We start from the raw sequence: 13,568 nt of genomic DNA on the forward strand, positions 1-13,568 counted from the left end.
TCGGGCCGGGCTTGCAACCGCTTCACGCCGTGCGCACTGCAAGCCAGACAAGCCCGGCGCCGATCACGGCGGCCATGGCCCCGGCCAGGGACAACTCCCGCGCGGGCAGGCCGGAAATCATCTCGGTGATCCGGCGGACAAAATCCGGCGCAAGGGCGCAGACCCCGCCCTCAATCAGCAGCCAGAGCCCGAGGCCGGCGAGGATCAGCGTCCCGATCTCCATACCGGCCTCCGGCCTGTTTCCTTTCTCCGGCTAACCTAGCGCGTGCCGCCGGCCTGCCGGGCGCTGTCGAAGAACTGGTCACACACGCCGAGCGAACTCGGTCCGATGACCAGCTGGGTGCCGCGCTGGATCGCCTTCTCGCAGGCCAGCAGGGCGCGCTGGAAACGGAAGAATTCCGCATCCCGGCCATAGGCTGCCGCATAGATTTCCGTCGCGCGGGCATCGCCCTCACCGCGAATGATCTCTGCCTGCTCCCGTGCCTGCGCTTCAATGACAGTCTTCTCCCGTTCGGCCTGGGCGCGGATCAGGCGGGCCCGCTCCTCCCCTTCCGAGCGGATACGCTGGGCTTCCTGCAGACGGGCCGTCCGCATACGGTTGTAAACACCCTCGGCCACTTCGCGCGGCAAGTCCGCCTGGCGGATACGGACATCGATGATGTCGATGCCGTCATTCTGCAGGCCCTGGTTCACATTGTTCCGGATACGGTCCATCAGCTGGGCGCGCTGCCCGGAGATGATTTCCGGCACGGCCACATCGCCAAGCGCCTCACGGATCGCGGAGGTCGTGATCCGGTTCAGCTGGGCCTCTGCGGCCGTCTCAACGCGGAAACGCTGGTAGTAGCGCAGCGGATCACTGATCCGCCAGCGGACGAACGCATCCACGCGCAGCCGGCGCTGGTCTGAGGCAATCACCTCAATACCCTGGATATCCAGGCCGAGGTTGCGTTTGTCGAGAATTTCGACCTGCTGATAGATCGGGATCTTCATGTGCAGGCCGGCTTCATCCGCACCCGTCGCATTGATGATCCGCACCGGGCGGCCGACTTCCAGCAGGATCGCCTGCTCGGCCTGACGCACGATGAAGAACACGTTTGAAACGATCACAAGTCCGATAATGGACAGGATCAGGATTATCCATCCGAAGGCACGCATCAGGGGGTTCCTCCGCTGCTTTGCTGGGGCCGGGTCCGCTCAAGCGGCAGGTAAGGCACGGCGCCCGAATTCTGGTCGAGGATCATCTTGTCGGAGCGCTCGAGCACGCGTTCCAGCGTCTCGAGATACATCCGCTCGCGGGTCACGCGCGGCGCCTTGCGATACTCCTCAAGGATCTGCTCGAAGCGGGAGGCTTCACCCGTTGCATCGGCGACGATCTGGTCGCGGTAGGCTTCGGCTTCCTGCAGGAGGCGCTGGGCAGTACCGCGCGCCTGCGGCACGATCTCGTTGGCAAACTGGGTTGCCTGGTTCGTGCGCGTCTCGGCGTCCTGCTCGGCGACGTTCACATCGTTGAACGCCTCGATCACCTGCGCCGGCGGGTCAGACTTGTCGATCTGTACCGAGAGCACTTCAATGCCGGCCCGGTATTCGTTGAGCAGGGTCTGCACCTGCTGCGCCACGGCGCGCTGCACCGCGTCCCGCTCGGTGGTGATCAGGTTCTGCAGCCGCGTCTTGCCGACCACTTCGCGCATCACGGACTCAGCGACCATCGCCACCGTTTCCGATGGCCGGCGTACATTCAGGAGGTAATCCTGCGGGTTCTCGGTATCGATCTTCCAGAACACGGAGAACTGAATATCGACGATGTTCTCGTCCTGGGTGAGCATCAGGCTCTGGTCGAGCGTTGCGCCGATGGAGGTTTCCATCCGGCGCTCGACGTTCAGGAGCTCATGCCGCTCGACCGGGGCCGGCAGGTGGAAATGAAGGCCCGGTCCATAATTGGCCTGCCATTTGCCGAAGCGGAAAATCGCCGCCTGCTGCGTCGGGTCAACCACGACCACGCTGGTCGACAGCCAGGCGAGCACCGCCACACCGGCGATCACCGCGATACCCAGCGGGCCTGCCCCGCGGCCCATGCCGCCGGATCCGCCGCGTCCATTGCCCCGGCCACCACCGCCGCCGCCGCCGCGCCGCTGACGGAAACGTTCCTGCATCTTGCGCATCTGTTCTTCGAGGTCAGCCGGAGGCTTGCCGCCACCGCCGCCGCCATTGCCGCCGCCGGAAGGCCGGTTCCAGGGCGATCCGCCCTCCTCACCGCCGCCTTTTCCGCCGCCGCCCCCGCCCCACGGGCCGGAACCTTTCGTCTTGTCATCCCAGGGCATGACGCCTCCTGAATCTCTTATCTTGTCCGCCTATATAGAGCCTCGGGCGCGCCATGCACCCGAAATCGGAACAGGAGCGCTGCAAAAATGACGCATTCCCGCCCGCCCCGCTTGCCCCAGCCAGCGCGTCTGCCATACCGCCGCAGCATATCAGCAGGGGCGTGAGCATGTTCGGCTCGAAGCAGAAATCAAAGGACAGGTTGCAGGAAGCCATCCGCGCCGCCCTCGGCGCGCCGGACTGGCTGGAATCCGTGACGGTCAACGATGAAGGCCGCGCCATCCTCATCATCCGGGCCGATCCGGCCGATGCCGCTGCCGGTGAAGCCCGCCGGATCGAGGCCGAAAACGCCGCTCAGCGCGTCGCCGGCATTGCCGCCGTCACCACGGTCCTGACTGCCGAGAAATCGTCAGGGCCTGCCGCCCCGCACGCCCCCTCGCCCCTGCCCGCCGGCGCCCGCCGCGTCACCAAAGGCGCCCGCCTCTCCGACGAAGCCCTCTCCCAGGGCGCGCCCCCGGCCTCGGCCGGCCTCAAGCCCATCCCCGGTATCGCCCGCATCCTCGTGGTCGCCAGCGCCAAGGGCGGCGTCGGCAAGTCCACCGTCGCGGTCAACCTCGCCGCCGCCATGGCGCGCGCCGGCATGAAGGTCGGCCTGCTCGACGCCGACATCTACGGCCCTTCGATCCCCACCATGCTCGGCACCGTGAACGCGGAACCTGCCACCTCCGCGCGCAAGAAGCTCATCCCCGTCGAGGCGCACGGGATGAAAACCCTTTCCATCGGCTATCTGTCAGACCCCGACGCTCCGATGATCTGGCGCGGGCCTATCGTCATGTCCGCCATCACCCAGCTCCTGAATGATGCCGAATGGGGCACCCCGGAAGACCCGCTCGACCTCCTGATCATCGACACCCCCCCCGGCACCGGCGACGCTCAGCTCGCCATCGCCCAGAAAGTCCCCGTCACCGCCGCCCTGATCGTCACCACGCCGCAGGAAGTCGCCCTCGCCGATGTGCGCCGCGGCGCGGCGATGTTCGCCAAGACGCATGTGCCCGTCATCGGCATCGCCGAGACGATGAGCTGGTTCGAAGACCCCGCCGGCAACCGGCATTACCTCATGGGCGAAGGCGGCGGCCGCCGCATGGCCGAAGCGCTCGGCCTGCCCCTGCTGGCGCAGATCCCGATGCTGACCGCCATCCGAGAAGCCGGCGACAACGGCACCCCCGCCGCCCTCGGCAAAGGTCCGGCCACGGATGTTTTCCTGAACCTCGCCCGCTCGGTCGCCCTCGCCCTCGACGACCTCATCACCAAACCCCCACCCGAAATCGTGTTCGAGGACTGAGGCCCCTTGTATCCAAACAAGATTCACCATAAAAAAATTATAAAAATTCAAAGCCTTGCATTCAACCCCTCCGGGTCCCACCTCTAAACGGCAGAGCATCCTTCTGCTTTCCGGAGTGCCTGCCCATGACCCGCCCCATCAGCGAATTGCCCCGCACCGAAAAACGCAAATATGCGGCGCCTTCCGCACCCCGCCTGATCCGGTCAGCCCAGAACCCCGAACCTCCGCACGTCCCGTCTGCCTCGCCGCGCGCCCGCTGAGCCTCCGGGGTTCGCCAGATTGATCCCAGCCGCCCTGATTTGACCGGGCTGAAACGAGACACAATGAAACTCCCCATCGCCGCCCCGCGCCCTGTCCTGAGGCGCTGGCTCGCGGCAGCCGCAGGCGCCTGCCTGATGGCCGGCGCGGCTTCAGCCCAGTCCGCCGGCGAAGACACCAGCCGCCCGGATAACTCCAGCGCCCGGACATTCGGCAGCGGCTGGAATTGCGACTCCGGATTCCGCCAGGCAGGCGAATCCTGCGCCGCAATTGGCCTGCCGGAGAATGCACATCTCACCAGCGGCTCCTTCGGCCGCGGCTGGGATTGCAACCATGGTTATGAGCGCCGCGCAGAGGCCTGCGTTGAGATCGCAATCCCGGCAAACGCCTATCTCGACAGCACGGGACAACGCTGGCAGTGCGAGCGGGGCTACACCCGCGCGAGTGACCGGTGTGACAAGGTCCAGGTGCCTGCAAACGGCTATCTGACCAATTCCAGCTTTGGCTCCGGCTGGGCCTGCGAGCGGGGCTATCGCCCGGCCGCCGCACAATGTGTTGCCATCCGCGTTCCGCAGAATGGCTACCTGACCGACAGCCAGGCCGGCTCCGGCTGGGCCTGCGAACGCGGATACCGGGCGCAGGGCAATGCCTGCATCAAGGTGGCCGTTCCTGAATTCGCGCACCTGAATTCGGCCGGCGACGGATGGCAATGCAATCGCCCTTACCGCCAGTCCGGCGCCCGCTGCATCGCGCCCTGACAGGCGCCCCCGGCAACGCACTCTTGCTTGGGCATCAGCCTCGCGGCATGAAACCATCAGGCGTTTCAGAGAGGTTCCCGCGATGATCCGTTTGCTTGCCGTCCCCTTCCTAGCCGCAGCCAGCCTCGGCGCCTGCGTCTCGGTCAACGAGACCGTCCTGCCGCCTGCCCCGGCCGCGCCGGCCACCAAACAAGTCCTCGTGCCCGGCAATCATCTCTACAGCGCAGCGGTCCGCCATGGCGACACGATATACCTGGCCGGTGTCATCGGGCGCAGCGAAACCGGCGATGTGCGCGAAGCCACCCATGCCGCGATGACAGCCGTCAAGACCAACACCGAAGCCGCCGGCGCCGCCATGGCCGACCTCCTCAAATGCACCGTCTACATGACCGACATTGATCAGTATACGGCCATGAACGAAGTCTACGCCACCTATTTCGAGCGCGATCCGCCCGCCCGCACCGCCATCGCCGTCACCGCCCTGCCCTTCGGCGCCCTGGTGGAAATCACCTGCGTGGCGGCGGCGCGCTGAAGCCTCGATCAAAAAGCCCGCCCCACCCCCAACGCTCATCCTGAGCGAAGTCGAAGGATGGCCAAGCAGCGCTGTGCCAGCCCCGGCCCATCCTTCGACTTCGCTCAGGATGAGCCTGCGAAAGCGCTCAGAATGAGCCGCCCGGCGGCCCTGCCCCGCCCTAATCAAACCGCCATGTAAAGCCCAGCAGCGGCCCGCTGAAGCGAATGTCGATCCGTGCGCCGCGTTTCTCGTAATCGAGATGCACATAGCGGTAGCCGCCCGAAACATAGGCCTGTTCATTGATCGCATAGTTCACGGTCACCGCCGCCTGCGCACTGAAATCCGCGCCAACGCCGAAGCCGCCGATATCGCCATAGGCAATCGTCGAAAAACCGTTCGTATGCTGCCGGTTAAAGCGAACCGCGATCACCGGATCAATCAGGGACACAGACCGCGACGCCGACAGCGGCAGGCCCTGAACATCCGCCGTCGCATCAATATCCCACACCCGCACACCGGCCAGGAAGTCAATCGTCTGGTCGCTCTGCGCCTGTATCCGCCGCCCGGCCACAACGGTTGCAAACAGCGAGTCGACCGAGCCTTTCACCGGCGGCAGCCCCTGCCCCGGAGACTCCGTGCGCGAAGAAGACGACCAGCTGATGTCCCCGACGATCACAAGATCGCCCCGCCGCGCAAGGCCCGTCAGGAAGAACGCGCCCTCCAGGTCATCGAGCACTTCGAACACGGATTCCTTCACTTCGAAGACAGGCCCGCCTGCAACCGGGCGCACTTCGCCGGAAAATCCCGCGCCCCAGATATAAGGCGTCACCTGCCCGCTCCAGCCCTCCGTCGCCTGAGCATGGGCCGGCGCCGCCATCCCGGCGGCCATGGCCGCTATAGCAAGAAAAGTCCGCATACCGATGGCCTCCTCAGCCAAGCTGGTCCTTGATCGCCGCCCCGCCCTTCATGATCATGGGAAGGTTCGCCTCCGGATCATCCAGGAAATCGAGGCTTGCCGAAGGATCGCCATTCACCACCAGCAGATCCGCCGCCGCGCCAGGCCGGATCACGCCCAGCGGCGCCAGATAAGGCGCGCGCTCACCCGACAGCGCCAGCAGTTGCCCGGCCGCGCCGGTGGCCGTATGCAGCGCCTGCAGCGGCGTCATGAAACGCGCAAACTTCGCCAGTTGCCGTCCCTGGCTGCCGGTGCCCGCCGGATTGAACAGGATGTCCGTTCCGAACGCCATCGGCACCCGGTGCTTTCGCGCCAGCTCAAATGCCCGCACCGTGCCTTCAGCCACTTCTTCCTGCTTGGCCTGCTGGACAGGGTCATCCTTGGGGTTGGCGTCCTCATCGGCCAGGAAGGGCTGGATCGACCACCAGACCCCTTCCCCCGCCATCACACGGACCGTCTCTTCATCCGCCAGCTGACCATGTTCGATGGATTTAACACCCGCTTTCACGGCCCGCCGGATGCCCCCCGGCGTGTAGACATGCGCGCACACATAAGTGCCCCAGTCCTCGGCTGCCTCGACCGCCGCCCGCATCTCGCGTTCCGTATACTGAGTGGTATCGAGCGGGTCATACAGTGAGGATACGCCCCCGCCCGCCATGATCTTGATCTGGCTCGCCCCCTTCATCAGCTGCTCGCGCACCGCGCGCAGCACCGCGTCCGCCCCGTCGGCAATCAGCGCAACGCCCTGCTGCTCGATCTGGTTGGCCGGCGTCCCCGGCATACGGGGCAGTTCGCTTAAGAGGCGGAAATCTCCGTGTCCGGAAGTTTGCGACACCATCGCGCCGGACGGGAAAATCCGCGGCCCCGGCAGGGCGCCCCGGTCAATCGCCATCTTCAGCCCGAAGGCCGGCCCGCCCACATCGCGCACGGTCGTGAAGCCGCGCCGCAGCGTTGCGCCCGCCTCGCGCCCCGCCATCAGGTGCACAAAGCCGATATCCTGCGTCAGCGCCGCGATCATGCTGACCGCCACCAGCGTTGAATGCCAGTGGCAATCAATCAGCCCCGGGATCACCGTCCGCCCGCCACAATCGCGCACAACCGCGCCTTCAAACGCTTCGCCCGGCGCAATCAGCGCGGTGATCCGCCCGCCCTGCACCACGATGTCCCGCCCGCGCTGGATCGACAGGGTGACCCCGTCAAAATAGCTCAGATTTGTCAGTCGCACCGCCTGCCCCGGCCCCGCCGCCCAGGCCGGCTTCTCGGCGAGGCCAAAGCCCGCAAACATGCCGACCACCGCCGCCATCCCGCCCAGCATCTGCCGCCGGTCAAGATCCGCCGAAATCCTGCGGAAGGCCTCCAGCGTGTACGGCGCGCCGCAATGGCAGGGGTCGACCCCCTCGGCATGTGCGTGTCCGCAACAGTGCGCATGGGCCTCGTGGGTATGCATAGCGTCCTCCTCGTGCAAACTTTGTTGTATAGGAGATACGGTATACCAGCGCGGGCAACGCAGGAAGCAAAAAGCGAAACACCGCCCGCAGAGGTTGATCCGGGACCCGGACTTTATCGCGCCCGCAAGTTCAGACAGAATGGAGTGCCGCCAGACAGGAAGGCCCGCCATGAGCAAGCTCGTCCGCAAGATCCAGAAGTTCAATGCCGGCCGCCTGCCGGAACGCCTTGCGATGAAATACGCGAACATGCGCTCCGGCCCGTTCGTCTTCCTGCGGGCGACCTGCCATCTCTACTATAACCGCCTGCCCGATGCCCCGGTGCTCGAAAAGGCCCCGCCCGCCTGGACCTGCGGCGACCTCCACCTCGAGAATTATGGCAGCTACAAGGGCGACAACCGCCAGGTCTATTTCGACATCAATGATTTCGACGAAGGCATTCTTGCCCCGGCCAGCTGGGATGCGGTGCGGATGGTCAGTAGCCTGATCGTCGGGCGCGAAGCCTTGAAAGCCGGCGAAAAGGAAGCCCTCGCCCTCGGAGACATGTTCATCCGGCGGTGGGCAGACGGCCTCGCCGATGGCCATGCCCGCTGGGTCGAGCGAGAGATCGCCGACGGCCCGGTGCGCGAGCTTCTCACCTCGCTGAAATCCCGGCAGCGGATCGACCTGCTCAGCAGCCGGACGGTCATGCACAAAACCCGCCGTGTCCTGAAGGTCGATGACCGCAAGCTCCTCCCCGCCAGCAAAGCGCAGCGCGAGCGCGTTACCGCCGCCATCAACGCCTTCGCCGCGCGCGAGCCTGATCCGAAATTCTACCGTGTGCTCGACATCGCTCGCCGCGTCGCCGGCAATGGCAGCCTCGGCCTCGACCGCTATCTCGTCCTCATCCAGGGCAGGGGCGCACCGGACAGGCATTACCTGCTCGACCTCAAACAATCCCCGCCTTCGGCGCTCGCCGGGGCAAGCCCGCTGAAACAGCCCAGATGGAAGAATGAAGCCGCCCGCGCCATCGCCGTGCAGCGGCGCATGCAGGCCGTCCCCCTCGCCTTCCTACACGATGTGGAGATGGACGGGGCGTCCTACATCCTGCGCGAGATGCAGCCGATTGCCGACCGCGTCTCCCTCGCCGAAGCGGCGAAACAGGACGGCGCCATCGAAAGCCTCGTCGCCACGATGGCGGATTGTCTCGCCTCCGCCCAGCTGCGCAGCAGCGGCCGGCAGGGCTCTGCCAATGCTGACGCGCTGATGGATTTCGGCGCACGGCAGAAATGGCGCGGCGAACTTCTCGATGCCGCCCTCGCCGCCGCCCGCCAGGTGGAAGACGACTGGGCCGCCTACAGCCAGGCCTACGATGACGGCGCCTTCGCGCCTGAGGCGCCCGGCGAGGCCTGAAACCCTATGCGTTATAGTTGAGCTTCAGCCCCGCCTCAGGCCACCGGCACCTGATCAGCTGGCCAGTGCCGGACGCGGTGATGTAGGCGTCGTGCATATCCGCCCCGCCAAAGGCAATATTGGTGACGAACGGGTCCGGAATCTCGATGAAGCTGTAATCGCCCGCCGGCGTGATCGTCGTGATGCCGCCATAGCCGCCATTCCTGAGAATTGTTGCCACACAGACATTTCCGGACGCCGCAACGCCCAGGCTGTCGAAATAGCAAAGCTCCGTCTGCCCCGTAATCACCCGGCCCCGCAGGAAAGGCGGCCGGTGCGGCGCATACTCCCCCGGCCCGGTCAGCGCAAAGGCCCAGAGCCGCGCCGTCATCGTGTCAGCGAAATACAGCGTCTTGCCATCCGGCGACAGGCCGCAGCCATTCGGCGAGATATGATGATAGTCCACTTCCCTGATCAAGCTGCCATCGGGCTTTGCGTAGTAGACGCCGCCATGATCGCGCGTGCGCGAGAAACCCTTGCCCAGGTCAGTGAAATAAAACCCGCCCTCTGCATCAAAGACAATATCATTGGGCCCGCGCAGGCCGTTGCCATCGACGCTGTCATACAGCCGCTCGACCTTGCCGGTCGAAAGGTCGATCCGCTCGATCCGCCCGCCCGAATAGTCCGGCGGGCAGTTTCCGGGAATCGTCAGCCCACCGACGTCATGGTATTCGAAGCCGCCATTGTTGCAGCAATAAAGCGCCCCGTCCGGCCCGATCGCCAGCCCGTTCGGCCCGCCGCCGGGTGTCGCGATCACTTCGCGCTTCCCGTCGCCCCAGAGGCGCGAGATGCAGCCAAGCTGGATCTCCACGATGATGACCGAGCCATCCGCCATCACCACCGGCCCCTCGGGAAAGCCAAGGCCCGAGCCGATCACATCGAATTGCATGTCATACCCTCCCGGCAGGTTTTGCCGGAGGCTAGGCCCGATGCGGAAAAGCGTCCATCATTGACCCGGCGTGAGGCCGCGCCCGCGCAGCTTCAGACAGAGACCGGCGCCCGGTCCAGCCGGCGGATGGTGAAGGCATGTTCATTGCCATCGCCTGCCGGGAAAGACTGCACGTCCCCCTCGGCCCAGTGGCGACGGTCAATATCCGGAAAGCGCGCATCGCCCGCCACCGTCGCGTCCACCTCGGTCAGGTAGATCCGGTCGGCCACCGGCAGCGCAGAGGCATAGATCTCCGCCCCGCCGATCACGAACGCTTCATCCCGCCCCTCGCGCGCGGCCATCGCCCGCGCCGCGTTCACCGCAGCGGCAAAGCTCGCATACACCCGCGCGCCCGGCGCGTCATAATCCCAGTCGCGTGTCAGCACGATATTGTCGCGCGACGGCAGCGGGCGAACGGGAAGGCTTTCCCAGGTCTTGCGGCCCATGATCACCGGGGCGCCGGTCGTGGTGCGCTTGAAGAAGGCCATATCGTCCTTCAGGCGCCAGGGCAGCTTGCCTTCGGCGCCGATCACGCGGTTGCGCGCCTGCGCAACGATCAGGCAGAGTTTTACATGGGTGGACATGACTTTTGCCGCTGTCTCTCTATTTCTTGCCGTCTGAGCGCTATCCCCGTGTTGCAGGCTTCCTCGCGCCGGGGGGGTGCGTTAAGCAAGCCCGGATGGCAGCCACAACTGCATAAAGGCATCGCGGAGAGACACCGGTATCATGTTCGACCTCGTCGCGGTGCTGACCAACGGTCATCCCAACCTGTTGCTGCCAGCGCTGTTCGCGCTCGCTCTGACCATCGGTGCCATCTGGTACCTGCAGGGCCGGGGCTGGGCGCTGATATATGTCGCCCTGATACCTTTCCTGAACTGGTCCTTCGGAGTGATTCCCCAGTTCCAGATCATCGACCCCAGCGACGCCTACCAGCAGGGCATCGCCCTCCACCCGATGACGATGGTCACTGGCATGGTCTTTGTCGTGCGCGATTTCGTCCAGCGCGAGATGGGCCACAAGGTGCTGATCCTGATGGCCCTCGCAGTCGCCTGGTCCTTCTTCTACGCCTGGCCCGTCATCGCGCTCGCCAGCGGCATCGCCTTCGCCATTTCCGAATTCGTCGACTGGCTGGTCTACACGTTCACGAAATACCGGCTCTCGACCCGTATCCTGATCTCCAGTGCCCTCGCCTCGCCCGTCGACACCACGGTCTTCCTCTATGGCGCAGACCTCGCCCAGCAGATGCAGCTCGGCCTCGAGCCCGGCAACATGCTCCACCCGGCGAACTGGATCGTCTTCGTCATCGGCAAGATGGTCGGCGCCGTCCTCGTCTCCTGGGTCATCCGCCGCCGCGAAGACCAGGGCCTCATCTCCCCCTACGAAGCCTGACGCGCCCCCTCCTCACAAACGCACACCCAAAGTGTTCGTCACACCCGATGGCCAAAGGCCATCAGGGTGCCCATCTCCAGACCTCTCCGGACTCTGCGGAACAACCCGCCCTCTATCCCACACCTCAGCCGCTCAAAACCCCCGCAAATTCAACCCCATAAAAGAAAATCCCCCAAACTTATCCGATCCGGTCCGGCGCCAGCGTACACTCCGCCCGTCATGTACTCGCTGACCCGCCCCTTCCACTGGCTGTCGCCGCTCCAGCGCCTTCTCTGGCCGCTGATCTTCGCGCAGCTCGCCGCGCTGAAGGCCTGGGTCCGCAGCGAGTACGGGCGGGGCTTCGTCTACCGCTTCGGCATCACGCCCTTCGGCCGCGTCATCTATCTCGGCCTCATCACCGATCAGCGCCGCGCCCGCGGCGCCACCGCGCTCAATCTCCTCATGCCCATCGCGCGGCCCCCGCAAGACACGCTCCTGCGCCGCCTCGCTGCCGCCGCCGGCTTCAAGCCCGGCGCGCTGGCCGCCGGACATGCTCCGTCCACAGACGAATCAGTCGCCTGTCCTGCGCCGACGCTGGCCAGAGCCCACCCGGATACTTCCTGACACACGCCCTCACCCCAAACCCAACCCCTCCCCGCACTGGCCCCGCCAGCCCTGCGGCCGCCGGTGCTGGAGGAAGCGCGCCATCCATTGAGCTTCGGTAGGCTCTCACCCACCGCACACCCTCACAGTTCGTCACCCCCGATGCGCGCCAGCGCATCAGGGGGCCCATCTCCGGACATCGGCGCCGCAGCGATTGCGGCAGACTCAGGAGATAGGCTCCCAGACCGGCTGGCGCCGGCCGGGAGTGACGACGACTGAAACGTTGGCAGACCGGCCCCTATTCCGCTTCCAGCAATTTCTGCCGGAACAGGACGCCCGCCAGCGCGGCGCCGATCAGCGGCGCGATGAGGAACAGCCAGAGCTGCGAGATCGCCTGCCCGCCGACGATCACCGCCGGGCCGAAGCTGCGCGCGGGGTTCACCGATACGCCGGTCACCTGGATGCCGACAATGTGGATCACCACCAGCGTCAGGCCGATTGCGAGGCCCGCCACCATGCCCGGCGCCGCCTTCTGGGTCGCGCCGAGGATCACGACGAGGAACAGGAAGGTTGCCACCACTTCAAAGACCAGCGCCGCGATCAGCGCATATTCCCCGAGATAGCCCGGCCCCCAGCCATTCTGGCCAAGCCCGTTGCCGGCGAGGGAATAATCCGCCCGGCCCGATGCGATGAGGTAAAGCACCCCCGCCCCGGCCAGCGCGCCGGCAAACTGCGCGGCCCAGTATTGCAGCATGGTATTCAGCCCCATCCGGCCCGACACGAACGCGCCGAAGCTGACCGCCGGATTGACGTGGCAGCCGGAAATGGGACCGATGCCATAGGCCATCGCCACGATGGCCAGGCCGAAGGCGAAGGAAATGCCGAGCTGGCCGACTTCGCCGCCAGCGAGAACAGCCGAGCCGCATCCGAACAGGACGAGGGTAAAGGTGCCGATGAATTCGGCGATTGCGGGTTTCATGTTTGCCTCCAATGCAGGAGGATCGCCGGTCTTTTTCGCCGTTTGTCCCCCATCCCAGATTGCAGGGCTTCTGACCCGGCGGCAAGCAGAGATTCGGGGCTTGCCAGCGCCCAGGCGAGCCGCGACAAAACCAGCCATGCGCCTGCGCCTGATCTGCCTTCTCGCCGCTGCCTCGCTCTTCGCTGCCGCCTGCTCCTCGAAGCCCGAGGCCGCGCCCGCAGCAGGGACGCGCCCCGCGCCGCCTGTCTCTCCGGCGCCTCAGCCCGCGCCCGATCTGCCGCAGGAGATCATCGCGCTGCCCTTCCGGCTGGATATCAGCCTCGCGCCGGACCTCGCCGATGCCCTCGTCGCGGCGGGCCAGACCTTGCGGGTATCGATGATGGTCCATGCCCAGCCGCGCCCCGGCCAGCCGGCCCCGGGCGGGCGGATCGTGCTCGGCGAAGACACACGCGAACTCGCCGTGCGCAACCAGTCGCTGACCCTGACCGGCCGGTTCGACCGCGAACAGGCAAGGCGCGAAACGGTCGGCCTCCAGCAGGTGCGGATCGAAGTCTACAGCCTCGCCGCCGGACCGCAGCCCGTGCAGATGGATTGCCCGGTCTTCGATGCGCCGCTGCCGATCACGGTGGAGACCGGCGCGCAGGTCGATTGCACGCTTGGGCCAGGCTGAA

The 13,568-nt window shown here is 65.9% G+C and carries 15 protein-coding genes; 7 read left to right on the forward strand and 8 right to left on the reverse strand.

The genetic code is table 11. The annotated features are described in order from the left end of the window. Positions 1–22: 22 nt before the first annotated feature. From ACK4SV_RS02650 to hflK, 3 genes are read right to left on the reverse strand one after another with little or no spacing between them, the layout of a single operon-like run. Positions 23–223, reverse strand: coding sequence for a DUF2065 family protein (locus tag ACK4SV_RS02650; RefSeq protein ID WP_409916241.1), 201 nt, complete (start codon positions 221–223; stop codon positions 23–25). Between the two features lie 35 nt (positions 224–258). Further along, positions 259–1,155 (reverse strand): protease modulator HflC, encoded by an 897-nt coding sequence (gene hflC, locus ACK4SV_RS02655; protein ID WP_409916242.1) that lies wholly within the window; start codon positions 1,153–1,155, stop codon positions 259–261. Continuing rightward, positions 1,155–2,318: an FtsH protease activity modulator HflK gene (gene hflK, locus ACK4SV_RS02660; RefSeq protein ID WP_409916243.1), complete on the reverse strand. Its 1,164-nt coding sequence runs from the start codon at positions 2,316–2,318 to the stop codon at positions 1,155–1,157. The genes hflC and hflK overlap by 1 nt, the downstream gene beginning before the upstream one ends. A gap of 167 nt (positions 2,319–2,485) precedes the next feature. On the opposite strand from hflK, the gene ACK4SV_RS02665 reads away from it, so the two are divergent. The 3 genes from ACK4SV_RS02665 to ACK4SV_RS02675 all read left to right on the forward strand — a co-directional run bounded on the left by ACK4SV_RS02665 (position 2,486) and on the right by ACK4SV_RS02675 (position 5,206). After that, positions 2,486–3,658 carry an Mrp/NBP35 family ATP-binding protein gene (locus ACK4SV_RS02665; protein WP_409916244.1) on the forward strand — a complete coding sequence of 391 codons (1,173 nt, stop codon included), beginning with the start codon at positions 2,486–2,488 and terminating at the stop codon, positions 3,656–3,658. A gap of 323 nt (positions 3,659–3,981) precedes the next feature. Then, the gene (locus ACK4SV_RS02670; RefSeq protein ID WP_409916245.1) at positions 3,982–4,674 is read left to right on the forward strand and encodes a hypothetical protein; all 693 of its coding nucleotides are present in this window, start codon (positions 3,982–3,984) and stop codon (positions 4,672–4,674) included. Between the two features lie 82 nt (positions 4,675–4,756). Continuing rightward, entirely contained in the window at positions 4,757–5,206 is a 450-nt protein-coding gene (locus tag ACK4SV_RS02675) for a RidA family protein (protein ID WP_409916246.1), read from the forward strand. A 160-nt stretch (positions 5,207–5,366) separates the two neighbouring features. On the opposite strand, the gene ACK4SV_RS02680 is transcribed toward ACK4SV_RS02675, so the two are convergent. Together ACK4SV_RS02680 and ACK4SV_RS02685 are read right to left on the reverse strand one after the other, a co-directional pair. Next, on the reverse strand, positions 5,367–6,104 hold the full coding sequence (locus ACK4SV_RS02680) for a hypothetical protein (RefSeq protein WP_409916247.1): 738 nt from the start codon (positions 6,102–6,104) through the stop codon (positions 5,367–5,369). 13 nt (positions 6,105–6,117) lie between these two features. Then, positions 6,118–7,590 (reverse strand): amidohydrolase family protein, encoded by a 1,473-nt coding sequence (locus ACK4SV_RS02685; protein ID WP_409916248.1) that lies wholly within the window; start codon positions 7,588–7,590, stop codon positions 6,118–6,120. Between the two features lie 169 nt (positions 7,591–7,759). Between ACK4SV_RS02685 and ACK4SV_RS02690 the strand changes: the two genes are divergently transcribed. Continuing rightward, complete coding sequence (locus ACK4SV_RS02690) at positions 7,760–8,980, forward strand: DUF2252 domain-containing protein (RefSeq protein ID WP_409916249.1); 1,221 nt, start codon at positions 7,760–7,762, stop codon at positions 8,978–8,980. A gap of 4 nt (positions 8,981–8,984) precedes the next feature. Here the strand turns inward: ACK4SV_RS02690 and ACK4SV_RS02695 are convergent, their stop codons facing one another. Both ACK4SV_RS02695 and ACK4SV_RS02700 read right to left on the reverse strand, forming a co-directional pair. Further along, a complete protein-coding gene (locus ACK4SV_RS02695; RefSeq protein WP_409916250.1) occupies positions 8,985–9,908 on the reverse strand; it encodes an SMP-30/gluconolactonase/LRE family protein in 924 nt (307 codons plus the stop codon). A 92-nt stretch (positions 9,909–10,000) separates the two neighbouring features. Then, positions 10,001–10,531: a dihydrofolate reductase gene (locus ACK4SV_RS02700; RefSeq protein ID WP_409916251.1), complete on the reverse strand. Its 531-nt coding sequence runs from the start codon at positions 10,529–10,531 to the stop codon at positions 10,001–10,003. A 142-nt stretch (positions 10,532–10,673) separates the two neighbouring features. Between ACK4SV_RS02700 and ACK4SV_RS02705 the strand changes: the two genes are divergently transcribed. After that, positions 10,674–11,336 (forward strand): VUT family protein, encoded by a 663-nt coding sequence (locus ACK4SV_RS02705; protein ID WP_409916252.1) that lies wholly within the window; start codon positions 10,674–10,676, stop codon positions 11,334–11,336. 219 nt (positions 11,337–11,555) lie between these two features. Then, positions 11,556–11,939, forward strand: coding sequence for a hypothetical protein (locus tag ACK4SV_RS02710; RefSeq protein WP_409916253.1), 384 nt, complete (start codon positions 11,556–11,558; stop codon positions 11,937–11,939). 277 nt (positions 11,940–12,216) lie between these two features. Here ACK4SV_RS02710 and ACK4SV_RS02715 read toward each other — a convergent pair whose 3' ends face one another. Then, a complete protein-coding gene (locus ACK4SV_RS02715; RefSeq protein ID WP_409916254.1) occupies positions 12,217–12,897 on the reverse strand; it encodes an aquaporin in 681 nt (226 codons plus the stop codon). Between the two features lie 136 nt (positions 12,898–13,033). Here ACK4SV_RS02715 and ACK4SV_RS02720 point away from each other — a divergent pair, with 136 nt between their 5' ends. After that, the gene (locus tag ACK4SV_RS02720; RefSeq protein ID WP_409916255.1) at positions 13,034–13,567 is read left to right on the forward strand and encodes a hypothetical protein; all 534 of its coding nucleotides are present in this window, start codon (positions 13,034–13,036) and stop codon (positions 13,565–13,567) included. Position 13,568: the final 1 nt, after the last annotated feature.

This window comes from Hyphomonas sp. (assembly GCF_046313735.1).
Taxonomy (GTDB): Bacteria; Pseudomonadota; Alphaproteobacteria; order Caulobacterales; family Hyphomonadaceae; genus Hyphomonas.